Source organism: Pseudofrankia sp. DC12 (assembly GCF_000966285.1).
Lineage (GTDB): Bacteria > Actinomycetota > Actinomycetes > Frankiales > Frankiaceae > Pseudofrankia.
The window spans coordinates 4,993,553-5,016,249 of the sequence record NZ_KQ031391.1 but is presented as its reverse complement, the minus strand read 5'-3'; the positions used below and the strand labels follow the sequence as shown (position 1 = coordinate 5,016,249).

Annotated in this window: 17 protein-coding genes; 4 read left to right on the top strand and 13 right to left on the bottom strand. The window is 70.2% G+C overall.

Going from position 1 to position 22,697, the window contains the following annotated elements; genetic code table 11:
• Positions 1 to 14: 14 nt before the first annotated feature.
• From FRADC12_RS20080 to FRADC12_RS20025, 12 genes are all read right to left on the bottom strand, one after another.
• Positions 15 to 1,226 (bottom strand): CaiB/BaiF CoA transferase family protein, encoded by a 1,212-nt coding sequence (locus FRADC12_RS20080; protein WP_045877787.1) that lies wholly within the window; start codon positions 1,224 to 1,226, stop codon positions 15 to 17.
• A 69-nt stretch (positions 1,227 to 1,295) separates the two neighbouring features.
• Positions 1,296 to 2,465: an acyl-CoA dehydrogenase family protein gene (locus FRADC12_RS20075; RefSeq protein WP_045877786.1), complete on the bottom strand. Its 1,170-nt coding sequence runs from the start codon at positions 2,463 to 2,465 to the stop codon at positions 1,296 to 1,298.
• A 48-nt stretch (positions 2,466 to 2,513) separates the two neighbouring features.
• Positions 2,514 to 3,671, bottom strand: a complete 1,158-nt coding sequence (locus tag FRADC12_RS20070; protein WP_198152985.1) for a thiolase C-terminal domain-containing protein — start codon at positions 3,669 to 3,671, stop codon at positions 2,514 to 2,516.
• The gene (locus FRADC12_RS20065; protein ID WP_198152984.1) at positions 3,668 to 4,090 is read right to left on the bottom strand and encodes a Zn-ribbon domain-containing OB-fold protein; all 423 of its coding nucleotides are present in this window, start codon (positions 4,088 to 4,090) and stop codon (positions 3,668 to 3,670) included. The genes FRADC12_RS20070 and FRADC12_RS20065 overlap by 4 nt, the downstream gene beginning before the upstream one ends.
• A 73-nt stretch (positions 4,091 to 4,163) precedes the next feature.
• Positions 4,164 to 5,294, bottom strand: a complete 1,131-nt coding sequence (locus FRADC12_RS20060) for an acyl-CoA dehydrogenase family protein (RefSeq protein WP_045877785.1) — start codon at positions 5,292 to 5,294, stop codon at positions 4,164 to 4,166.
• Between the two features lie 112 nt (positions 5,295 to 5,406).
• Entirely contained in the window at positions 5,407 to 6,603 is a 1,197-nt protein-coding gene (locus tag FRADC12_RS20055) for an ABC transporter substrate-binding protein (protein WP_198152983.1), read from the bottom strand.
• 276 nt (positions 6,604 to 6,879) lie between these two features.
• On the bottom strand, positions 6,880 to 7,584 hold the full coding sequence (locus tag FRADC12_RS20050; protein ID WP_045877783.1) for an ABC transporter ATP-binding protein: 705 nt from the start codon (positions 7,582 to 7,584) through the stop codon (positions 6,880 to 6,882).
• A 5-nt stretch (positions 7,585 to 7,589) separates the two neighbouring features.
• The gene (locus tag FRADC12_RS20045) at positions 7,590 to 10,349 is read right to left on the bottom strand and encodes an ABC transporter permease subunit (RefSeq protein ID WP_045877782.1); all 2,760 of its coding nucleotides are present in this window, start codon (positions 10,347 to 10,349) and stop codon (positions 7,590 to 7,592) included.
• A 194-nt stretch (positions 10,350 to 10,543) separates the two neighbouring features.
• Positions 10,544 to 10,750: a hypothetical protein gene (locus tag FRADC12_RS31580; protein ID WP_157488959.1), complete on the bottom strand. Its 207-nt coding sequence runs from the start codon at positions 10,748 to 10,750 to the stop codon at positions 10,544 to 10,546.
• Between the two features lie 136 nt (positions 10,751 to 10,886).
• Positions 10,887 to 11,735, bottom strand: a complete 849-nt coding sequence (locus tag FRADC12_RS20035) for a winged helix-turn-helix transcriptional regulator (protein WP_052711034.1) — start codon at positions 11,733 to 11,735, stop codon at positions 10,887 to 10,889.
• A gap of 368 nt (positions 11,736 to 12,103) precedes the next feature.
• Positions 12,104 to 13,549, bottom strand: coding sequence for an aldehyde dehydrogenase family protein (locus tag FRADC12_RS20030; RefSeq protein WP_045877780.1), 1,446 nt, complete (start codon positions 13,547 to 13,549; stop codon positions 12,104 to 12,106).
• A gap of 83 nt (positions 13,550 to 13,632) precedes the next feature.
• A complete protein-coding gene (locus tag FRADC12_RS20025) occupies positions 13,633 to 14,103 on the bottom strand; it encodes a MarR family winged helix-turn-helix transcriptional regulator (protein ID WP_232303914.1) in 471 nt (156 codons plus the stop codon).
• 270 nt (positions 14,104 to 14,373) lie between these two features.
• Here FRADC12_RS20025 and FRADC12_RS20020 point away from each other — a divergent pair, with 270 nt between their 5' ends.
• From FRADC12_RS20020 to FRADC12_RS20005, 4 genes are all read left to right on the top strand, one after another.
• On the top strand, positions 14,374 to 15,837 hold the full coding sequence (locus FRADC12_RS20020; protein WP_045877779.1) for a class I adenylate-forming enzyme family protein: 1,464 nt from the start codon (positions 14,374 to 14,376) through the stop codon (positions 15,835 to 15,837).
• Positions 15,838 to 16,184: 347 nt separating this feature from the next.
• A complete protein-coding gene (locus FRADC12_RS20015) occupies positions 16,185 to 17,756 on the top strand; it encodes an alpha/beta hydrolase domain-containing protein (protein WP_157488957.1) in 1,572 nt (523 codons plus the stop codon).
• Between the two features lie 244 nt (positions 17,757 to 18,000).
• On the top strand, positions 18,001 to 19,068 hold the full coding sequence (locus FRADC12_RS20010) for an NAD(P)H-dependent amine dehydrogenase family protein (RefSeq protein WP_349305888.1): 1,068 nt from the start codon (positions 18,001 to 18,003) through the stop codon (positions 19,066 to 19,068).
• 365 nt (positions 19,069 to 19,433) lie between these two features.
• Positions 19,434 to 21,101: a GGDEF domain-containing protein gene (locus FRADC12_RS20005; protein ID WP_045877778.1), complete on the top strand. Its 1,668-nt coding sequence runs from the start codon at positions 19,434 to 19,436 to the stop codon at positions 21,099 to 21,101.
• 63 nt (positions 21,102 to 21,164) lie between these two features.
• Here the strand turns inward: FRADC12_RS20005 and FRADC12_RS20000 are convergent, their stop codons facing one another.
• The gene (locus FRADC12_RS20000) at positions 21,165 to 22,550 is read right to left on the bottom strand and encodes an alpha/beta hydrolase domain-containing protein (protein WP_198152982.1); all 1,386 of its coding nucleotides are present in this window, start codon (positions 22,548 to 22,550) and stop codon (positions 21,165 to 21,167) included.
• Between the last annotated feature and the right edge of the window lie 147 nt (positions 22,551 to 22,697).

Here is a 22,697-nt window from a genome sequence, read left to right as displayed (position 1 = left end):
TGCTTCCGTTCCGGTCAGGTGACGACGGCATCGTCCTTAAGCTTGGCGATCTCCGGCCAGTCCAGGCCGAGATCGAGGAGGATCTCCTCGGTATGCTGGCCGACCTCGGGCGCGCCGGAGCGCAGGCGCAGCTTCTCGTTGTCGAACTGGACCGGGCTCGCCGCCAGCCGGGCGCCGGCTCGGCTCGGGTGCTCCACCAGATAGCCGTTCGCGACCGACTGCGGGTCTTCGCCGACCTCCAGCGGGGTCTGCACCGCGGACCACAGGCAGCCCGCCGCGTCGAAGCGCTCGCGCCAGTGGGCCAGTGGCTGGGTCAGCAGCGTCTCCGTGATGATCGTGAACAGCGCCCCGTTGCCGGTCCGCTTGTCGAAGGCGTTGTAGTCCGGGTGGTCGGCCAGGTCGTCGCGGCCGAGTGCGTGGCAGAACCCCGGCCAGTACTGGTCCGACTTGAGCATGCCGAAGACCAGGGCACGCCCGTCCCCGGTGCGGTACAGGGCGCTGAGCGGGTTCGGCGGCACGTGGCCGAAGCTCGGCGGGGTCGGCAGGTGGCCCATGTAGTCCGAGGAGACGACGTCGGCGGCAAGCATCCACATCGCGGTGCCGAGCAGCGAGACGTCGACGAGAGCGCCCTCGCCGGTCGCGCCGCGCCGGAACAGCGCGGCCGCGATGCCGCCGGCGAGGAACATCCCCGCCGTCAGGTCGCCGTAGCCCTGCCGCGCCGGCAGCTTCGGGTCGGCGGGGTCGGAGAACACATAGCCCATGCCGCTGCGGGCCCAGAACGCGACGGTGTCGATGCCGCCGTGGTGGGCAGCCGGGCCCTGCTGGCCCTGGCCGTGGCCACGGGCGTAGATCAGCCGCGGGTTGATCGCCTTGAGGTCGTCGTAGGTGATGCCGAGGCGTTCGCGCGAGGGTTCGAGCAGGCTGGTGACCAGGACGTCCGCCTCGGCGACAAGCTTGAGAAAGATCGCGCGGCCGTCCGGGTGCGCGAGGTCCAGCCCGAGGCTGCGCTTGCCCCGGTTGGACTGCTCGACAAGGTAGTTGAAGTCGCCGGTGTCGTAGCCATGGGCCGAGAAGATGCTCAGATGGCCCCGCAGCGTGTCCCCTCGCTGCGGATGTTCGATCTTGACAACGTCGGCGCCCCAGTCGGCGAGGATGGCGGCGGCTGAAGGTATGAAAACGAACTCGCCGACCTCGACGACCTTCACACCTTCCAGGAGCGAACCCATCGCACCGTGTGTCCCTTCTCGTCGCATGCCTGGACCGAGCCCTCGTCCGAGGTCACGGGTGGCCGGGGTCTATCGGGGCAGCCCGAGACCGCGGGTGGCGATGATGTTCCGCTGGATCTCGCTCGACCCGGCGCCGATCGTGTTCGCGAAGCTCCACAGGTAGCCGCTCTGAATGCTGTGGGTGAGCTGGCCGGCCAGCGGCGAGCGCGGGTCGTCGCGGTCGAGGGCCGCGTAGGGCCCGAAGACCTTCATCCCGGTCTGGGCGACCCGCTGGGTGAGCTCGGAGTTGTAGACCTTCGACGCGCTCGCCTCGTAGGTCATCGCCTTGCCCTGGGTCGCCAGGTGCACCGCCCGGTAGCACAGCAGCGCGCCGACCTCAACCTCGATGGCCCGGTCGGCGAGCTCGTAGCGCAGCTGCGGGTTGTACTCGAGGATCTCCTTGTGCTCCCGCACATGGGCGAGGATCTGGTCGAGCCGGCGGCGTGCCTTGGCAATCCACTCGATGCCGGACCGCTCAAACTCCAGTGCCGTGGCGATGTTGTACCAGCCGCGGCCCGGCTCCCCAATGAGGTTGGCCCGCGGCACCCGGACCTCGTCGAAGAATACCTCGTTGAACGCGTGCTGCCCGGCCATGTTGATCAGCGGGCGGATGGTGAGGCCCGGCGAGTCCATGGCGACGACGAACGTCGACAAGCCCCGGTGCTTGCGCGCGGTCGGGTCCGTACGGGCGGCCAGCCATCCCAGGTTCGCGTGGTGGGCCCCAGACGTCCACACTTTCTGGCCGGTGATGACGTAGTCGTCGCCGTCGAGCACGGCCTTCGTCTGCATCGCCGCCAGGTCCGACCCGGCGCCGGGCTCGGAGTACAGGGTGCAGTAGACGTCCTCGCCGGTGGCCATCCGCGGCAGCAGGCGCGCCTTCTGCTCCTCGTTGCCATAGAGCATGACCGCCGGGCCGACCCAGGCAACGGCCATCGTGAACGCCGGCGCGTGGTAGTAGTCCATCGTCTCGTGGTAGATCAGCTGCGTCAGGATGTCGGCGCCGAGGCCGCCGAGCTCGCGCGGCCAGGCCATCGCCAGCCACTTCTTGTCGGCAAGCTTGCGCTGGAACTCGCAGGTGATCTCCCAGGCACGCTCTCCCTCGGGGTCGATCTCCTCCCATTCAGCCGGGAGCTCGCTCTCGACGAACGCGCGGACCTGGGCCCGGAACTCCTCCTGCTCAGGGGTGAATCGAAAGTCCATGGCTTCTCCCTGCCGCCTGCGACGCTTCCGCGGCAACGCCTCGATGACTCATTGCTGGTTCGACATGATCACGGTGCCGGCGCCGGAGAAGAAATGCGCGATGCCGTGTGCCAGGCTGGTGCGCACCCCTGGTACCTGGGCTTCCGCCTCGCCGCGCAGCTGGCGTACGGACTCCTGCATCGCGAACATTCCGAGCCGGCCGGTGTGCGTGTACGACAGGCCGCCTCCGTTGGTGTTCACCGGAAGGTCGCCGCCGGGCGCCGAATGGCCCTCGGCGAACCACGCCCCGCTCTCCCCCGGCTTGACGAACCCGAGCGCCTCGAGCGCGAACATCGGCGTGTGCGCGAACGCGTCGTAGAGCATGAGGTGGTCGATGTCCGCCGGGCCGAGGCCGGCGAGGCGGAACGCCCGCTCGCCGGAGCGCCGGGAGGCGCGGGCATCGGTGAGGTCGCGCATCGTGGAGATCCCGACGTTCTCGACGCCCTCGCCGGTGCCGAGGATGTAGACCGGGGGCCGCGGCAGGTCGCGGGCCCGCTCCGCCGTGGTCAGGATGAGCGCGCCGCCTCCGTCCGTGACCAGGCAGCACTCGAGCAGGTGGATCGGCCAGGAGACCAGCCGCGAGCTCAGGACGTCCTCGACCGTGATCGGGGTGCGCTTCATCGCCCGGCTGTTGCGGGTCGCCCAGGCCCGGGTCGCGACCGCCACGGAGGCGATCTGCTCCTCGGTCGTCCCGTACTTCGCCATATGCGCGACGATCGGGACGGTAAAGGTCGACGCGGCGCCGAGCGCGCCGTAGGGGACCTCGAACTGGCCCTCCGCCGACGTCGGCGGCACGCCGTGCCAGCCCTCCCCGCCAATCTGGGAGCGCCCGCTCTCCCCGTGGGTGATGAGGACATAGTTGCAGTAGCCCACGGCCAGTGCCGCGGCCGCGTGCGCAACGTGGATCATGAACGAGCCGCCGCCGATCGACGTGCCGTCGACGTAGGACGCCTCGATGCCCAGGTAGTCGGCGACCGCGACCGGGGACATCCCCGCCGAGGCGATGCCGTCTATCTGGCTCTTGTCGAGGCCGGCGTCACGCAGCGCGTTACGGGCCGCGTTGGCGTGCAGCTGGATCGCGGACATGTCCGGGACGATCCCGATCCGGTCCGTCTCGGCGGCGCCGACGACAGCGGCCGCGGCACGAATGTCGACCGGCACGCTCACCGCCCGGCCTTCGGGGTGAACCTGGGCAGCGTGACCGTGTCCGTGACGTCGTCGAAGACGACCGTCACCGGCAGGCCGGCGGGCAGGTTCACGGGCAGCGCCTCGACACCGACGAGGTTTGTCATCAGCCGCGGCCCCTCGGTGAGCTGCACGATCGCGGTCACGTAAGGGACCTCGCCAGTGAACCCGGGCATGGGCCGATGATTGATCACATACGTGTGCAGGGTGCCTTCGCCGGAGACGGTCAGCCACTCCGTGTCCTCGGACAGGCAGTGCGGGCAGTAGGGCCGAGGGTAGAAGTAGTACCGGTCGCAGTCACAGCACCGCTGAATGCGCAGCTCGTGGCGCCGGCAGCCCTCCCAGAAAGGAGCGGTTTCCGGGGTCGGCTCCGGGAGGAGCATCGGGTAGGACGTCGTCAACTCGCCTCCATCGGCTGACCGGCGCTGTTCCCAGAGCCGTTGCGGACGTGTGGGGCCATTGCTGGGGACGCCGTCAGATGCCGAGGGCGTCCGCCACCCTCGCCCGGTGGAAGTCGCCGTCGCCCCACCTGAGCTCGCCGGCCTTCTGCCGCAGGAAGAAGAGCTGGATCTTGTACTCCTTCGTGAACCCGATGCCACCGTGCAGCTGCTGTCCGTGGGTCACCACCCGCAGGCTGGCCTCGCTGACGAAGCTCTTCGCGGCGCTCACGCGGAACGCGGCGTCCGGGGCGTCCTCGTCCAGCGCCCACGCCGCGCGGTAGGTCACGAACCGGCAGGCGTCCGCGTCGATCGCCATGTCCGCCGCCTTGTGCTGCAGCGCCTGGAACCGTCCGATCGGCTGGCCGAACTGCTCGCGCTGCCGGAGGTAGTCGACGGTGATGTCCAGGTCCTGGGCGATCAGGCCGACCAGGTAGGCGCATTCGGCGACGGCGGCGGCGCGCTGGACCCGCTCGAGGATCTCGAAGCCCTGGCCCACGTCGCCGAGCAGCGCCGAGGCGGGCACCTTGACGGACCAGAAGGCCACCTCGGCCTGCTTGTCCGACGCGAGGGTCGCGAGCGGCGTGATCGTGACGCCTGGAGCGAGGGGGTCGACGAGGAACAGCGACAGGCCGTCACTCCCGTGGCCGCCCGTGCGGGCGACGACCACCAGCAGATTGGCCGCAGTCGCGTTCTCGACGAACAGCTTGGTGCCGTCGAGGACGTAGCCGTCGCCGTCGCGGGCCGCGGTCAGCTCCACTGCCTCGGCACCCTGGCGCCCCGACGGCTCGAGGTAGGCAACCGCGCCGACGAGCTCGCCGCTGGCGATCCTCGGCAGGTACTCCCGTTTCTGCGCCTCGGTGCCGCCGTGCAGCAGCGCGGTGCCGACGTGGACGACGGTCGAGATGAACGGCCCGGGCAGCAGTGCCCGGCCGACCTCCTCCAGGAGGACCGCGAGGTCCTGCAGGCCCAGCCCCGCACCCCCGTACTCCTCGGGCACGAGCAGGCCCTGCCAGCCGAGCCCGGCCATCTTCTCCCAGAGCTCGCGGCTGTACCCCAGCTCGTCGGTCTCCATCGCCCGTACCAGCGGCTCCGGGCATTCCTTGGCCAGGAAGTCCCGAGCCACCTTCCGGAGCATCTCCTGCTCGTCGCTGAAGCCTAGGTCCATGTCTGGTCACTTCCCTGCCGTCTGGTCCTAGCCATCTGTTCCTGCCCTGACGGGTGCCGGCGCCCGGAGGCGCCGGCACCCTGCGTGGAGCCGTTCTTCTATACAGGTCGGGTCACGTGTTCAGGCAGCTCGGCTTTCCGTCGCCCACAACGCTGCCCTTCCCGTTGGTGAAATGGCCGATGAACCAGCAGTCCACCGGGTGGTCCTTACCCGGCGCATAGGTCAGCGGTGGGGCCAGGCCCTGCAGGGTGTCGCCGTTCAGCGACTCCAGGCCCTTCTTCAGCTGCGCCGCGGTCAGCGTCGTTCCCTTGGCCGTGCCGCTCGCCTTGGTCGCGTCCTCGACGAGAATGCCCGCGGCCCACATCCCGACGAGGATCTCGGACGGGGTCGTCGCCGCCGTGCGCACGCCCGGGTAGTACTTGTCCATCGCCGTGTTCAAGGCCGTGATGGCGGGGTTGTCAGCGAAGAACGGCAGATTCGCGTACGGGCTCCAGGTGTTGTCCTTGAGCCCGGGCAAGGTGGCCATTGAGGTGCTCCACTGGACGCCGAGTACAACATAGACCGGGCGGAAGCCCTGCCGCTCGCAGTCCGCCGCGACCCGCGCCGTCCCCTCCGGGCTGGAGCCCACGGAAAGGGCCTGCACCCCGGCCTGCTTGGCGGCGAGGCACTGCGCGGTGAAGTCGGTGCCGGTCAGCGAGATCGCCGCGCTGTAGACCAGCGGGACCCCCGCTCCGGCGCCCTGCGCCTTGAGGCCGTCGACGGTCTGCTTGCAGACGACGACCTCTGCGCAGTAAAGGTCGCCGAGGTTGGTCGCGCCGGCCGCCTTGGCGACCCCGATCTCCGACGGGATGTAGCTCGCGTGGGTCTGGCCCACGGGGTAGTAGTCCGGCCCATGGAGCGAGCTCTGGGCGCTCGGGATGATCGGGATGTTGGCCGCCACAACCTTGGGCGCCCAGGCCTGGTCGGTGTTGGACAGGTCGACGACGACGGCCGCGTCCGCGGAGATGAGCGCCTGCGCGGCGGTGACACCGGAGCCGGGGTTGTTCGCGTCGTCCTTGTTGATCACATCAACGGTGCGCCCATCAATCCCGCCCGAGGCGTTCACCGTCTTCGCCCAGGCCTCGAACGCCCGCTCGCCGGCCTGGTACGCGCTGCCGGACGCGCCGGAGCAGCTGCAGATCACGCCGACCTTGACCGTTCCGGCCGACGGCTGCCCGGAGCCGGTGGATCCACCGCCCGACGAGCAGGCTGCCACCAGCGCGGCCAGCCCCGCCGCGGCGGCCACCTTCGCCGGTAATCGCCGGAGCAAGAGGCCGGAAATCGTTCTTCCTAACATGATGTCATCACTCCCGTGTTCAGCACTCCGGACAGAGAGAAAACTGAGTGTGACGGCACGGGTCGACACGTGCCCGGCAATGATTAAGGCCGGCGCCGCCTGATCTCGGCTGTCAGCACCCAGACGCCCGGAAAACGTAAGGCGACTATATCCGCCAGGCCGTCCGGGAACAATTGTGCGCGGCCGGCCGGGCATCGCCGCAAAGACGTGGACACACCGGGCGCGCACGGCGCGCCAAGCCAATCACGGTCAGGCCACCCCCTCCTCGAGGCCGAGATATTTCTCGTAGACCTCGGCCGGCGTGATCTCGGCGGCCGCGCCGGCGTGGACGACCTCGCCGCGGCGCAGGACGTACACGGTCCGGGCGAGCTCCAGGACGCGGTGCACGTATTGCTCGACGATGACAACCGACATGCCCCGCTCGACGAGGCGGCCCAGGCTGTCGTAGATCTTGTCGATCACCAGCGGGGCCAGGCCGAGGGACGCCTCGTCGACGAGGACGACCTTCGGGCGGGTCACGTAGGCACGGAACAGAGCGAGCATCTGCTGCTCGCCGCCGGACAGGCTGCCCGCGGTCTGGTTCAGCCGCCCGGTGAGCGCAGGGAACAGCTCGCCGAGCTCGGCGACGGTCTCGCGCACCGCCCGCTGGCCTGCCTGGATGCGCAGGTTGTCCAGGACGGTGAGCGAAGGGAAGACCCCGCGGCTCTCCGGCAGCAGGCAGACGCCGCGGCGGGCGAGCTGGTGCGGGGCCTGGCCGGTGACGTCATCGCCGTCGAGCTCGACCCGGCCAGACTCTGGCGTCACGAACCCGGTGGCCAGGCGCAGCAGAGTGGACTTGCCGGCGCCATTGGGACCGAGGAGCGCGACGACCTCGCCCGCGCCGACCGTGAAGTCGACGTCGCGCAGCACCGTGGACCCACCGTAGCCCGCGGTGACGGAGTGGAGAGTCAGCATGACGCCTACTCCCCCGCCACGGCGCGCGGACGCGTGTCATCCAACGGGCCCTGGCTCGCCGCGCCGGCGGCTACCGGTGACGCCTCCCCCAGATAGGCGGCCCGGACAAGATCCGACTGTTCCATCTCCTCGACCGTCCCCTCGAAGATCAACGAGCCGAAGTCGAGCACGTACACGCGGTCGCAGACCGCACGGACCAGCGCCATGTCGTGCTCGACGAGCAGGATGCCGACGCCCCGGGTCGCGGCCGCATCGCGCAGCAGGCGGCCGAACTGCTCGGTCTCCTGGCCGTCGAGACCCGAGGACGGCTCGTCGAGCAGCAGCAGGTCGAACGGGCCGGCGAACACGGTGGCCAGTTCGACGAGGCGCCGCTGCCCGATCGTGAGCAGGCCGACCTGCCGGTCGGCGAGGGTCGTGATCCCGGTCAGCGCGAGCGCCTCGTCGGTCGCGGCCGCGACGAGCCGGTTCGCCGCCGGGGACCCGGCCGCCTGAGTCAGGGGGCTGCCGCCCGCCAGCGACGCCTCGCGGCCCATCGCCACGTTCTGGCGGACCGTCAGCCCGTTGAAGAGCTCGGGTCGTTGGAAGGTCCGGCCGAGTCCACGCCGGGCCCGCCGCGGCGGGCTGAAGCGGCTGACGTCGAGGCCGTGCAAGCGGACCTGGCCGGAGCTGGGCCGGTTCAGCCCGCCGCAGGCGTTGAAGGTCGTGCTCTTGCCCGCACCGTTCGGCCCGATCAGGCCCGTGATCGCCCCCATCGGGACGGTGAGGCTAACCCCGTTGACCGCCTTGACGCCGCCGAAGGCAACGGAAAGATCCCGCGTCTCGAGGCCGGGCCCGGCCGCCGCGAGCCGCCGCGCCGGTTGCTGGGCCGCGGCCGGCGCGGTCCCAGCCGCCGCGGGGCGCCGCCGGTGCCACGCCGTCCTGTCGAGCAGCGCCCGCACGGGAGCAGGCAGGCCGCCGAGCCGGCTGCCGAAGGCCACCGTGACCGCGGCGAGCCCGAAGAGCAGCGTGAGCACGCTGTTGACGGTGCTGCCGTGCGCATACCCCGGGACGATCGAGCGGGCCACCGCCGCGACCACCGCGTACCACGGGTCCCCGCCGGTGACGACGACGACCAGCACCACCATCGTCAGCGAGTCGAACGGCGGGAAGTAGGAGCCAACGGCGAACTGGTAGGTCATGCCGATGAGCGCGCCCGCGCCCGACGCCATGGCCGCGGCGATGCAGAAGACGATCACCTTGGACACGCCTGACGACGCACCCCGCGACTCCAGCGCGAGCTGCGAGTCGGCCATCGCCCGCAGCAGCCGGCCAAGCCGACCGCCGGTCAGCGCGGTCACAGCGAGGACGACCAGGACTGTGATCAGCAGCAGCAGGTAGTAGAAGCCGGTGTCCGTCGCGAGGTTCCACGCGCCGAGCGAGACGTTCGGGCGAGGCTCGGCGAGGCCCACCGAGGTGGCGCCGAACATGAAGCTCCGGGTGTAGAACACGCCTTGGACGAGGATGCCGAAGCCAAGGGTGGCCAAGGCCAGGAACACCCCGGAGACCCGGACCGCTGGCACAGCGATCAGCGCGCCCACCGGCACGGCCGCCAGCGAGGCGAGCAGCAGCGCCGCGAGCCACGGAATCCCCAGCGCCGCGAAGTGGCCGAAGGCCGCCGCACCGACCGCCGCGAACGCGACATGGCACAGGGAGATCTGCCCCGAGTTGCGGACCAGCAGGCCTAGCGAGAGGAACAGGATGATGCCCACCAGCGCGGCCGACCACAGGACCAGGTAACCGGCCTGGATGACTGGCACAATCGCCAGCAGCGCCACCGCGACCGTGCCGGCTCCCAGCCGCGCCGGTGCCGGCGCCCGGTAGGGACGGCGCACCGATGCCGGGGGCGCCAGCCGGCGGCTGGCGAGCCGGGCCCGCGGGGTGACCACCAGCACGGCGAACAGAAGGATGAACGGCAGGCTCGCGGGGATTCCGCCGACCCAGGCGACGGTGCCGGTGTACTTGTCGATCAGCGCGCCGACGACGCCGATCAGCAGCCCGCCGACGAAGGTCAGCGGCAGGTTCGTGAAGAAGCCGAGCGCCGCCGCCCCGAACGCGGCGAACACGACCGTCGTCAGCGACACACCGTCCATGGGCAGGCCGGGGGCGAGCATGAGACCGGCGAGCGAGGCGAACACCGTCCCGATCAGCCAGGCCGAACGGCGCACCAGCAGCGGGCTGATCCCGTTCATCGCCACGAGGTCCGGGCTGTCGACGAGCCCGCGCATGACGACGCCGGCGCGTACCGACCGGAAGAACCAGTAGAGCATCCCGGAGGACGCCGCCGAGAACGCGAAGACGATGATCTGTTCCCAGGTGATGTTCACCCCGGCCAGCCGGACCGTCGCCTGGGGCAGGAAATGCGGGAACGTCGGCGCGTTGGCCGGGTACCGCAGCGACGAGACCGCCTGGACGATGAGGATGAGGCCGACGGTGGCGACCACCTTCGACTGCTCGCCCGCCGCGTGCAGCGAACGGGCCATCAGTTCGAGCGCGGCGCCGGCGGCGGGGGCGAACACAACCAGGACCACCGCGGCCGCGACGGGCCAGGGAACGCCGTGCTCGACGCGTAAGGCGTAGAAGATCAGGGCGGCCAGGGCGGCCACGGCGCCGTAGCCGAAGTTGAAAACACCGGACGTCTTGTAGGTGAGCACCAGGCCCAGCCCGGACAGGCCATAGACCGACCCGGTGGCGAGTCCCGCCACGACAAACGGAAGGAAATCCCGCAATGCACTCTCCCTCGAACGGAATGGGCCGCCACCGGGAGTTGAGCGGCAGCTTCGCCGAGCAGAGCCGTCGTGGCGGGATGGTCGGTCAAGTATCTGGCGGCCGTGCTGGTCGCGCGGCCCGCCCGGATCGGCCGCACCAGTCCGGGAGGGCCGGCGCCGGCCCGGCGCAGGCCTGCGCCGGGGCGTGCGCGGTGTCAGGCGCGGCCAGCACCCACGATCAGGTCGCAGGCATCCTCGCTCAGAATGGTGGCGCGGGCGACGCCGCTGCGCAGGAACGCGCCGCGCGGCATTCCTGGCACGGCGACGCCGGCCACATAGTGGCCGTGCCCGGTCAGCAGCCGCCGATCCTCCTTGCGGCCCGCCGACGCGCCCACGCGGCGGCCCGCCGTTCCAGCACCCATCTCCACCTTCTCGCATCGCCACCGGACGGAGGCCCCACGGATTTGGTTCCGGGTTCAGGGCAGCCTGGCCGCGCCGCCGGCCGCGGAAATGGCGCGACGTCTCTCCCCCCGACCGGACCGCGACTCTCGGCGAGCGTCAGGCGCCCACGCGCACCTCGCCCGGATGCATTTCCGCCTCCAGCGCCGAGGCGAACTCCAGCCAGGACCGCGCGCGCCGCCGGGCCTCGTCGAGAACCTCGCGGACCTTCGCCGCGGGAACGCTGGGGACCAGCTCCCGCCACTCGTCGGTGACGTCGGTGCGCTCGAACCAGCGCGTGAACGTCGCGACCTCGGCGGCGGGGAACGCGGCCGGGTCGCCGGTCCGTGACCGCGGCGGGACAGCCACCGCGGGGCTCTTCACCAGCGCCACCGGCGGGGGCGCCGCGGCGGGGCGGGCGAGTCCCATCTTCACGGCGCGCACCGTCGAGGGCGAGGTTCCCGTCGCCTGGGCGACGCTGCGCAGCGACCGGTCCGGCTCCTCGCGCAGCAGCCGGATGATGCGCTCCCGGGACGCGTCCGGGTCGACGGGATACCGTTTCCCGTCGCGGCCCAGCCGTACGTTCAGCTGGCCGTTTTGCTCAGGTGCACACCCGTTGGCGTCGCGCAGCCGGCCAACCGTGCCCGGCGCCAGGCCGCAGGCCTCGCCGAGCCGCCGGTCCGACCAGTCCGGGTGGAAGGCCAGCGCCTGGTGGGCCGCCGCCTCCCGCTCGCGCAGGGACAGCGGGAGCCCGTGCCGCAGGTTGCGGCGCACCGCCTCGAGGAAGGCCTCCTCGGACCGGCCGTCGAAGTAGACGCAGTCCATCTCGCCGTAGCCCAGCTGACGCGCCGCGAGGTACCGGTAGAACCCGTCGACGATCGTGTGGTCCTCGCGCCGGACCAGGATGGGCGGCCAGTCCCCGCCAGTGTGGGCCAGCGCCTCGACATGGTCACGGTTGATACGCCCCATACGCACCCTGGGACCGGGACGTAACACTCCGACCTCAAGGCGCACCACCGCGCCCAGGGGCTCCACGACCGGCGCCGGAATCTCGCGCAAGCTGACTACATCCGACATGGACTCCCCCATGCGAGAAAACGTATTTCAAGACCGGCTCCGGGCCGGCGAATGTTACATAGTCTGATCTATGTACATTAGCGCGGCCCGGCCGGCATGTCCACAAGCGAACTTTCCACCCAGGGAGCGCGGATCTTCGCGCCGGAAAAATCTTTAGTCCCGGGAGCGGGGGCACGGAAACACAGACGGTTCTTGCTGGATGTCCGGATAGCCGGAATTCTTCCTTTCGGCCGGCGCCGCCACGGTGCGTGGCCTGGCCGTCAGGTCGCGATGACGGCCGATTTCTCGCGGGTGAACTCCAGGATGCGGTCGTGGCCGTACCCGCTGTCCTTGATGCCGCCGAACGGCAGCTCCTGGCCCGTCTGACGGTAGATGTTCACCCACACGTTGCCCGATTCGAGGTCACGGAAGAACCGGTGCGCGCGCGCCAGATCACGGGTCCACACCCCCGCCGCCAGGCCGTACCGCGTGTCGTTGGCGATCGCGAGGGCCTCCTCGTCGGTATCGAATGGGATAATTACCGCGACCGGGCCGAAAATCTCCTCCTGGCAGATACTCAGGGAGTTGTCGTCGGTGCGGAAAAGCGTGGGCTCGACCCAGTAGCCGCCCGGCAGGCTGGGGACGACCTCGGCGCCGTGCCGGCCGCCGAATACAAGCTCCGCCTCCTTGGCACCGGTCTCGAGAAAGCCCACGACGCGGTCGTACTGCGCCTGGGAGACGAGCGGCCCCATGGTGGTCGTCGTCTCAAGCGGGTCGCCGAGCACGACCTTCTCGGCGATCGCCCGGATGCGCCCAAGCATCTCGTCGAGCACCGGGCGCTGCACGAGGATGCGCGAGCCGGCCACGCAGACCTGCCCCGCGTTGCCGGTGAAGACCGAGGTACGCGTGACACCCACGGCGGCGGCGTCCAGATCCGCGTCGGCGAAGACGATGTTGGGGGACTTGCCGCCGAGCTCGAAGATGGACGGAGTGAGCGCGTCGGCGGCGGCGCGCTGGATCAGGCGGCCGGTCTCGGTCGACCCGGTCATAGTGATCTTGTTGACGCCCCGGTGGCGGACAAGGGCGTCGCCGGCCTCGGCACCGAGTCCGGAGACGATGTTGAGGACGCCCGGAGGGAGCACGCCGACGAGCAGCTCGCCGAGGCGCAGCACCGACACACTCGCCTGCTCAGCGGATTTGACGACCACAGTGTTGCCGGCGGCGAGCGCGAAGGCGGCCTTGGCGGACAGCATCGAGATCGGCGCGTTCCAGGGAATGACCGCCGCGATGACGCCGTAGGGCTCGCGCCTGGTCAGGCCGAGGCTGTTCGGGCCGAGCACGACCGTCTGGCCGGTGACTGCCTCGAGGGTCTGGCCGGCCGCCAGCGTCCACATGTGCGTCATGCCGGGACCGTTGCGCGGGAGATTCTCCCGGACGATCCGACCGTTGTCCAGGGTCTCCAGGCGTCCCAGATCCGCGCCATGCTCTCTGAAGAGAGCGGCGACCTTCCGTAAGTAGCCGGCGCGCTGGTCCGCCGTCAGCGCCGACCAGGCCGGGAACGCGGCACGCGCCGCGGCGACAGCGGCGTCCACGTCTGTCCGGTCACCGGCAGGGATCCGCGCGAACACCTCACCCGTGGCAGGATTCACCGCGTCGAGGAGCCGCCCGGACGCGGCCGGGCGCAGCTCGCCGCCGATGAGGTTCCTGTACTCCGCAAGCTCCGCCATTGCTGTCCTTCCTACTCGGCCAACGAGATGACCGCTCACTGGCCCGGACGGGAGCCGGCCAGCTGAGCCCCGTCACCACCGGCCTACCAGTCGGGACCGGTGGTCCCGGTCCGCAGTTCCTCGCCCAGCTCGTGCAGGCGCCGCAGCGCCGGAGCGGCCGCCCGCAAAGCGGCCACCTCGTCGGGTTTCAGCTTCTCGATAAGCCGAACGAACGCCTCCGCCCCGCCGAGCCGGCGGGCCACCAGGTACTGGGCGCCCGGCGGAGTCAACGCCACGAGCACCACGCGCTGGTCCTGCGGGTCCTGGCGGCGCTCGGCGAGGCCAGCCCGCACCAGGGTGGTGACCAACGCGGTCATCGACGGCTGGGTGATGCGCTCGGTCACAGCCAGGTCGGTGATGCGGCGCGGGCCAGTGCGCTCGATCGTGGCCAGCGTCGAGGCCGCGGTCAGGCTGATCTCCCTGGGCTGCTGGCGCACCGCGGCGGTCAGCAGGTGGTGCAGCGCCTCCCCGGCCTCGTGCAGGCCATCGGGGACCTCGTTCGTGTGCGGGCTCACGGCGATGAGCATAGAGTGTCTATATTGATGAGGCAATGGATTCCGCCGGGCAGCCGGTGCCGGCAGCGCCCGCCAACCTGGTCAGCACGATCGCGGCCCGGTTGCCAAGCGCGCGCTCCCCGCCCTGGCGGCGCTCGTCATCCTCTGCCTGCTGTTGCGCCGTCGGCCGGCCGGAAAGTCTCTAGCCTGACCGAAGCGGTGGACCATCTTCTCGTCATGGCCAGCGGCGACGGCGCATCGCGCCGATCCCCTGGCGCGAAGGAGTGACTGGTGGACGCTGAGGTGAGCCTGGCGCGCCGGATCCGTGAGCTGGCCCGCACCCATCCCGAGGACGCCGTCTACCGGCAGATCGCTCTGGACGGGTCGGCGGCCACCTTCACCTGGGGCTGGCTGGACCGGAGGTCGAGCCAGCTCGCCGGCGCCCTTGCGGCACGCGGGCTCGGCAGGGGCGACTTTCTCGCGCTCGGCCTGCACAACTCGCCGCGTCTCGTTCTCAGCGTGTTCGCCGCCTGGAAGCTCGGCGCGATCCCGGTGCCGGTGCGGTGGGATCTCCCCGACTGGGAGCTGGGCCGGGTGCGCGACGTGATCCAGCCCAGGGTCTACCTGGGCGCCGAAGACAACGCGTGGGTCGACGCCACCGCCGAGCTCGCCGTCCCCGAACTGCCCGACGCGGTCTCCCCACACCGCCACGGCATCTGCAGCAGCGGCTCGACCGGCACGCCGAAAGTGATCCTCGCCGGGACCGCCTCGACCTTCAACCCGCACTACGGCTCGCCGCTCATGGAAGGGTGGCGGCCAGTCCCGAGGCCGCAGCACATCATGGTGCCGGCGCCGATGTACCACGTCACCGCGTTCTCCATGCTCTACGTCATGCTCGCTGGCGACCGGCTCACGGTCCTGGAGAAGTTCGACGCCACCCGCGCTCTCGACGTGATCGAGCGCTATCGCGTCTCGCATTTCATCGCGACGCCGACGATGCTCCAGCGCATGGCGGACCTGCCCGGCGTCGAGGCGCGCGATCTGTCCAGCCTCGAGTGGATCAACCAGGGCGCGGCACCCATGCCCCCGTCACTGGTCCACCGGTGGGCGAAGCTGATCGGGGCGGGGCGGATCCTCATGTCGTACGGCATGAGCGAAGGGCTCGGCCTCACCGCGCTCACCGGCGACGAGTGGATGGCCCACCAGGGCAGCGTCGGCCGGCCACTGCGTGGCACGCAGGTCCGCGTCCTTGATGGCGCCGGCAACGACATGCCGCTCGGCGAGGTCGGTGAGATCTACCTGCGCTCGGCGTCGTTGCCCTCCGCGGGCGCCCGCTACCTCGGCGACGTCCCGCCACCACGCGGGACCGCTGACGGTTTCAAGACCGTCGGCGATCTGGGCTACCTCGACGAGGACGGCTACCTGTACCTGGTCGACCGCCGTGTCGACATGATCGTCACAGGTGGGGCCAACGTCTTCCCAGCCGAGGTGGAGATGGCGCTCATCGACCACCCGAAGGTTGCCGACGTCGTGGTCATTGGGCTGCGCGACCCCGAGTGGGGCCGACGGGTCCACGCCGTGATCGAAGCGGCCGACCACAGCGACCCGCCGACGCTCGAGGACATCAGGGCCTTCGCCAAGGACCGTCTGGCCGCCTACAAGGTTCCCAAGACCATCGAGATCGTCGGCGCGATCCCGCGCAGCGAGGCGACCAAGGTCAGCCGCGGCCGGCTCGTCGAAGCCCGCGGCGGCTGACCAGCGTCGGCCGCCGCGCGGTCAGGCCCGCTGCGGTGCGCGCACGAAGGGTCGTCATGCGACCGCTTGCGGCCCCGGTCCTCGGAGGTCACGGCCACGACCGGCCCGATCTCCGACGACGCGCGTCGATATGGGCAGTTTCGTTTACTTTCAACCCTTGTGGCCCTAGAGTCGGCCTCAAAGAACCATCAAGATCATCTACGGTGGAGCGCCAGCTCAGCATCCGGTGACGACGTGCCAGTCGTGGCGGATGTCCTCGAGCAGGGGCGGTGTCCGCGCGGATCGCTCGAGTGCCCGCGAGCGGAGTACGCCGGATGTACCAGGGACGGAAAGGTGGTTGGAGTCAAATGACCATGTCTGAAGAGGACCGGCCCGGCCGGCCGGCCGAGCCGGCGACGCTCCGCCGCCGGGTGGCGACCTCGCGGCTGCTCCTCTTGATCGCCGTGGTCTGTGTCGCGACGGCGGGGCTCGCGGCCTGTTCGAGTAGCGGTAGCGGCGGGCCTCCGCCGTCCGGGGCCGCCAGGACGACCGCGCCCGCCCGCCCGAGCGGGCCGGCCGCCGACCTCTCGAAAGAGATCGCCGACGGCAACAAGGCCTTCATGGGCGAGGCCGCGCCGCCAGACCTGAAGCGCGACGGCTATGTGCAGCACGAGTACCTCGCCACCGGGACCGCGTCGTCGTACCGGGCGGCTGACCCCCTCACCCACGACGGGCGGTGGGCCTTCACCACAGATTCGAGCGCGTCCTACCGGACCCGGATCGTGGTCCGCCAGCCGGCGAAGGCGGCGGCGTTCAGCGGCAACGTCGTTGTCGAATGGCTGAACGTCAGCGGCGGGTCGGACGCCGATCCCGAATGGGTAAGCCTCCAGGAAGAGATCGTCCGCCGGGGTGATGTCTGGGTCGGCGTGTCGGCGCAAATGATCGGCGTCACGGGCGGCCCGGTGCGGGTGCCGACCAACATCGGTGCCGACATCGCCGGCAAGGGCCTCGCGGCGATCGACCCGGCCCGGTACGGCGCCCTGCGACTTGAGCATCCTGGCGACGGCTTCTCCTTCGACATGTACACCCAGGTCGCCCGCGCGATTCGAGCGGGCGCGGGCCTGCACGGGCTGCGACCGCAACGGCTGATCGCGGCGGGTGAATCGCAGTCGGCGTTCGCGATGGTCACCTACTACAACGGCGTGCAGCCACTCACCCGCGAGTTCGACGGCTTCTTCGTGCACAGCCGCGGCGCGGTCGGGCTGCCGATCGTGGGACCCGGCAAGCCCGCGGACATCGCCGCCGCGCTCGGCGGCACGCCTACGATCCTCCGCACGGACCAGGACACGCCCGTGCTCGACGTCCAGACCGAGTCCGATGTCACGAGCGTTCTCAACTCGTACGCGGCACGCCAACCGGACACAGACCGATTCCGGCTCTGGGAGGTCGCCGGCACCGCCCACGCCGATGCCCATCTCGTCGGCCCGGCCGCCGCGTCGTTCGACTGCGGCCTGCCGATCAACGACGGCCCCATGCACCTCGTCGCCAAGTCCGCGCTGCGCGCGCTCACGACGTGGATCGCAACGGGCAAGGCCCCGGTCATCGCGCCGCGCATCACCGTGCAGTCAGCCGCGACACCACAGATCAGCCGGGATGCCGACGGCATCGCCCTCGGGGGGATCCGCACGCCCCCGATCGACGTGCCGATCGCGGCCCTGTCCGGTGTACCCGGTCCGAAGACCTCGGCGATCTGCCTACTGGTCGGCTCGACCAAGCCGCTGTCGGCTGACCGGCTCGCCGAGCTCTACCCGTCCCCCGCGGCCTATCTGGAGCGCTACAAGGCCGACGCCGACAAGACCATCAAGGCGGGCTACGTGCTGCCCGAGGACCGCGCCGCACTCCTGGCGTTCGCGAAGCCCGCGAGCATCGCCGGAGGATGACCCGCCGCCTCGCCGGCAGACTCTGGAGAAGACCGCGGGCTGGTCCCCGCGGCACACTGGAGGGGGGCGGGGCCGTCGTCAACCTCCGGCTCGGGCGGGAGGCGGGTCGCAACAGGTGATCCGCCTCCCCGCCGGGGCCCCGAAAGCACGGCGTGCCAGCGCTCCGCAGTCGTGAGTGCCAGCATGTTCCGTAGCCGTTGAACCGTTCGCCGCGCGCCATCGGTGCGCGGCCTGGCAACTGGAGGTGGGCGTGTTACGCATCGCGCAGTGGGGTACTGGGACCGTCGGCCGGGACGCGGTGCGCGCCGTCTGCGAACACCCGGACCTGGAGCTGGTCGGGGCGTTCGTCTACAGCGATGCCAAGGCGGGCCTGGACGTCGGCGAGATCTGCGGGATCGGCGAGGTCGGGGTGACCGCGACCAGGAACCCGGCCGACATCGTCGGCCTCGAGGCGGACTGCGTCCTCTACATGTCGCAAGGCGAGTGGAATCCGACGGCTGCGCTCGACGACATCTGCATGCTGCTGGCTTCCGGAAAAAACGTGGTCTCCACGGCGGTGACGTCCCTCATCTACCCGAAGTACCTCGGCGACGAGGTCGTGCAGCGGCTGGAGACCGCGTGCGCCGAAGGCAATACCTCGTTTCATGCCACCGGCATCGAGCCGGGCTGGGCCGCCGAGGTGCTGCCGCTCACCATGTCGGGCCTGTTCGAGCGGATCGATTCGCTACTCATCCAGGAGCTCCTGGACTACGCGACCTACGACAGCCCACATATGCTCTTCGAGATCATGGGCTTCGGGAAGCCGCCGGGCGACCTGGTGGTCAACCGGTTTGGCCAGTTTCACCCGTTCGGCGCGTCGCTCATGCTTCTGGCCGACGCTTTCGGTGCCACGATCGACGAGTTCGTGTTCGACCAGCAGGTGCTCGTCGCCGAGGAATCCTTCGAAATCAAGGCTGGCCGCGTCGAGGCCGGGACCGTGTCGGCCAAGCGCTTCTCCTATTCGGCCATCGTCGACGGCCGCCGCGCACTCACGGTGGAGCACATCACGCGCCTTGCCCCGGACCAGGCGCCGGACTGGCCGACAGGACGGGGCTGGAAGGTGACGGTCGAAGGACGGCCATCAATGGTCCTCGAAGCTAGGATCGCCGTCCACGGCGAGGACCAGAACGACCAGGGCTGTCTGGGCGCCGCGATGCACGCCGTGCACGCGATCGCGCCAGTCTGCGCCGCGGCGCCGGGGATCCGCACTTTCCTCGATCTTCCGATAATCAGCGGCCGGCACGTGCTGGCCCGCCCCGCGGGTGGGCGCTGACCGCTGGAGCTGGAAGCCAGGCACACCTCACCAGGCCGAACGTGCCGCGCTCGCGGCCAGGCCGAACGTGCCGCGCTCGCGACCAGGCCGAACCCCAGGCGCCAGGTCGTCCAGCCCCGCCCGGCAGCTGCCGCGACGCCGCCGGCAACGCCCCCGATCGTTGGGGAACCTGGGCGAACGCCGCGAACCCTACTTGTCGCTCATAGGTGATTTTTAGGGCGCGGGCCTGGCGCCTGGGGCAGCGGTGTGTGTTCTCCCCGCAGACCAAATGCCTGAGTACCGCGACGGGAGGGCAGCCGACCACCTCACCAGGCCATCGCTATCCGCTACCGAATGACTGCGGTACGCTTACTCAGGGGTGAGCGATGTCCGGACTCCGCAGTGTCGTCGACGGCGCACAGATCCCGTGGCGTCCACCCGGCGCGGACAGTACGCCGCTGATCTTCCTTTACGCCTTGATGGCCTCGGGCCTCTTTGGACTGGACGTCGCCTTCGCGGTGCTGCTGGATCTGAAGCCCGCCCGAATCGCCACGAATTTCGTCGATATCGTGGCCCAGGCTGCTGCCGCCACCGCCTGCTTCTGGTCCGCTCGACGCCTGCGCGGGGCGGAACGCCGCTGGCGGGCGCTCATTGGCCTCACGGCCCTCAGCGCGCTGTTCGGCAGCCTCGCCATCACACCGTCGTTGCTGGCGGGGCACGTCCCCACCGGTGACACCTCTGTCTGGTCCGACCTCGCGCTCGTCGTCTTCTACGGGATGGCTCTGGCAGGGCTGCTGTCGTTGCCCACCGACCCGTTAGAGAACCGGGACGGCGCCAGGCGGCGGGGCGGGCAGTATCGGTGGCGTGCGATCACCGTGCTGGACTGCCTGCTGATCGTCGGGGCGATCATCCTGCTGCAGTGGGAGACGGTGCTCGCCGCACCCATCCGGAAGGGCGCGCTCGTAACCTCACCGCTCCGGCTCGACCTGATCCACCTCGCCGCCGGCCTGGTCCTCGCCTCCACCGTCGTATTGATCGCTTGCTTCCGCCGGCCGCGGTCCCCGGCGACGCTGGCCCTGCTCGCCGCCGGCCTGCTGATCAATGGCCTCAACTTCGACGTCGGCGTCTACATCGCTGCCTCGGGCCGGGAGTCTCTTCCGTCCTGGCGGCTGCTCGGGTTCGCCTTGTCGTTCCTGCTGATATTCTTCGCCGCGCTGGTACCGGTCCCGTCCCGTCCGCGCTCCGACCGGTATGCAGCACCCAGCCCGCGCACGATGTGGGTCCACGCAGCGCTGCCCTACACCATCCTCACCGCCGTCGGATTTGTAGTCTTTGCCAAGCTGGCCATCGGCGCGCCGCTCGACCGGTTCGAGGCTCACGGCATGGTGGCCCTCGTGGTGCTGGCCCTGATACGGCAGATGCTCACCGTGGCCGAGAACACCCGGCTGCTCGCCGAGATCCGCATCCGCGAACAGCAGCTGCACCACCAGGCGTTCCATGACCCGCTCACCGGACTGGCCAACCGCACGCTGTTCACCCGCCGTCTGATGCGTGCACTCTCATGCCGCACCGACGGCGTCCCCAGCCGAGTCCCCACCGCCCAGGCCCACACCGACGCCGCTGAGGTGAGAGTGTCCGTCCTGTTCATGGACCTGGACAACTTCAAACAGGTAAACGACACCTTCGGCCACGCCGCCGGCGACGAGCTCCTCAAGATCAGCGCTGACCGGCTGCGGGCGGAGACCCGCGCGGTCGACACCGTCGCCCGTCTAGGTGGCGACGAGTTCGCTGTCATCCTTGACGGCGGCGGGCCCGACGATCCGCACCACATCGGCGAACGGCTCGCCACCGCCGTCCGGACCCCGTGCCTCCTGGCCGGGCACCTCTATGCCCCCCGTGCCAGCCTCGGCCTGGTCACCCTTGACGGCAACACCCCAGCGACCCCCGACGTCCTGCTCCACCAGGCGGACCAGGCCATGTACGCGGCCAAACGAGAACACAGCGGCAATCTGGTCATCTATCGGGCCGATCTGCTCGGCCCGCCTACGAGTTAACCGGGCTTCAGCGGATCGCAAGGCCGTCGCGGGCCGGCGGCCTTGCGATCCTCGGTGCCGGGGCTACGCCGGGGCGTTCGACCAGTCGGCTGCCGCCTGGTCGAGCAGTGTCTGCCGGTCGCCGTCGAGCAGCAGCCCGCCGTTGACCAGCCGGGTGATCTGGGCGTCGTAGCTGGCCCGGTACTGGTCGAGTGAGCCATAGCGCTGCGCGAGCTGACTGGCGGTGAAGGGATGCCAGCCACCGAAGTTGCCGCAGATGGCCGTGATGCTCGCGGTGGACACCGGTGTCAGGGCTGGCGGGACCGGTGAGCCGAGCGGCAGGCCGGCGGCGGGGAAGTGCACTCCCCCGAGCGGGAAACCGTCGGTGTCAACCTGCGGCACCGACACCGGGTCGCGAGGCAGCCCGTTGAGAAGGGCTGGGTCGGCGGGCTGCGCGCCAGCCGTGAACATCCGCTCCGCTGGCATCGCCACCCGCGGTCCGTTGATGCCGAGGCGGCGCTCCAGCGCCACGAGCAACGCCCTCCCGTACGGGCGGCTGTCGATCGCGTTCAGCGGTATCACCTGGCCGTTGTTGCAACCGGACTGCTGGAATACGAAGGCCGCCGCGGCCGGAACCAGCACCGGGGCGTGGGCCGCGGGCCAGTCGTACCGGTAATAGCCGTTCGCTGCGTCTGCCTGCCGGGAGATGCTGGCCCGGAGCCGGTAGTAGTCGGTGTAGGCGGCCACGTCGACGAAGGCTGGGTCAGTCTTCGGCCGGCGCAGCACCTGCCGCGGGGTAAGCGGCACCCCGTCGGGCCTGAGGTAGGCCTGCTGCGGCCCGCCGTCCGACGCGGCGACGGCATTCAGTGCCAGCTGGTTACCCACACCGTCCTGGGCGAACGCGCCCTGGAAGACCTGGCCGTCAGCATCATTGAATCCTTCGGCTACGAGGCTGGTGACAAACCAGGCGGCCTGGCTCCACCCGACCAGAATCCGGTACCGGTAGGCGCCAAGGACGGACGGCGTGTCGCCGAGCCGGCCGTCACGCAGGAGCCGGCCGAAGTCACGGACGATGACCTGGCCCACACCCTGAGCCGTGGCGGGAACTCCGGGAGAGATGCCGGTCTGCCACTGCACGCGAGCGTAGGAACGCCCCCCCTGAAACAGGAAACCGTTTCCCAGCCCGGCCGGATACGACACATCCTGCGGCGGGCCCGCCGGTGTGCCGAAGGAGTTGAGGTTGCCGAACATCACCGGCATTCCTCTGTTCTCCGCCTCCACCACGACCTCGCTGCGCCCGCTCGGCCGGACCGGGCGGATGAGCTCGAAGCCGGATGTGTAGCTGAAGGTGCCGTCGGCACCGATGACGGAGTCGAGCCCGGCCACCGGCTCACGGCCTGACACAGTGCCAGAAACGGTACCGGCCAGCCGTTCGTACTGAGCACCACCGAACGCTCCCAGGGATTCCACCCGGGTCACGTTGACGCTGACGATACCCGAGCGGCCATGGACACCTTCAGTGCCGTCGCCATCTCCAGCCAAAGCCGGAATAGGCGCTAGTACAGCAAGTGCCACGCCCAGGGGCAGAAGCACGCGACGTTTTATCACAAATTCTCC

Coding starts and splice junctions, on each gene's coding strand:
- FRADC12_RS20080 (WP_045877787.1), bottom strand. CDS start 1,226: ATGGGTTCGCTCCTGGAAGGTGTGAAGGTCGTCGAGGTCGGCGAGTTC.
- FRADC12_RS20075 (WP_045877786.1), bottom strand. CDS start 2,465: ATGGACTTTCGATTCACCCCTGAGCAGGAGGAGTTCCGGGCCCAGGTC.
- FRADC12_RS20060 (WP_045877785.1), bottom strand. CDS start 5,294: ATGGACCTAGGCTTCAGCGACGAGCAGGAGATGCTCCGGAAGGTGGCT.
- FRADC12_RS20050 (WP_045877783.1), bottom strand. CDS start 7,584: ATGCTGACTCTCCACTCCGTCACCGCGGGCTACGGTGGGTCCACGGTG.
- FRADC12_RS31580 (WP_157488959.1), bottom strand. CDS start 10,750: ATGGGTGCTGGAACGGCGGGCCGCCGCGTGGGCGCGTCGGCGGGCCGC.
- FRADC12_RS20035 (WP_052711034.1), bottom strand. CDS start 11,735: ATGGGGCGTATCAACCGTGACCATGTCGAGGCGCTGGCCCACACTGGC.
- FRADC12_RS20030 (WP_045877780.1), bottom strand. CDS start 13,549: ATGGCGGAGCTTGCGGAGTACAGGAACCTCATCGGCGGCGAGCTGCGC.
- FRADC12_RS20015 (WP_157488957.1), top strand. CDS start 16,185: ATGACCATGTCTGAAGAGGACCGGCCCGGCCGGCCGGCCGAGCCGGCG.
- FRADC12_RS20005 (WP_045877778.1), top strand. CDS start 19,434: ATGTCCGGACTCCGCAGTGTCGTCGACGGCGCACAGATCCCGTGGCGT.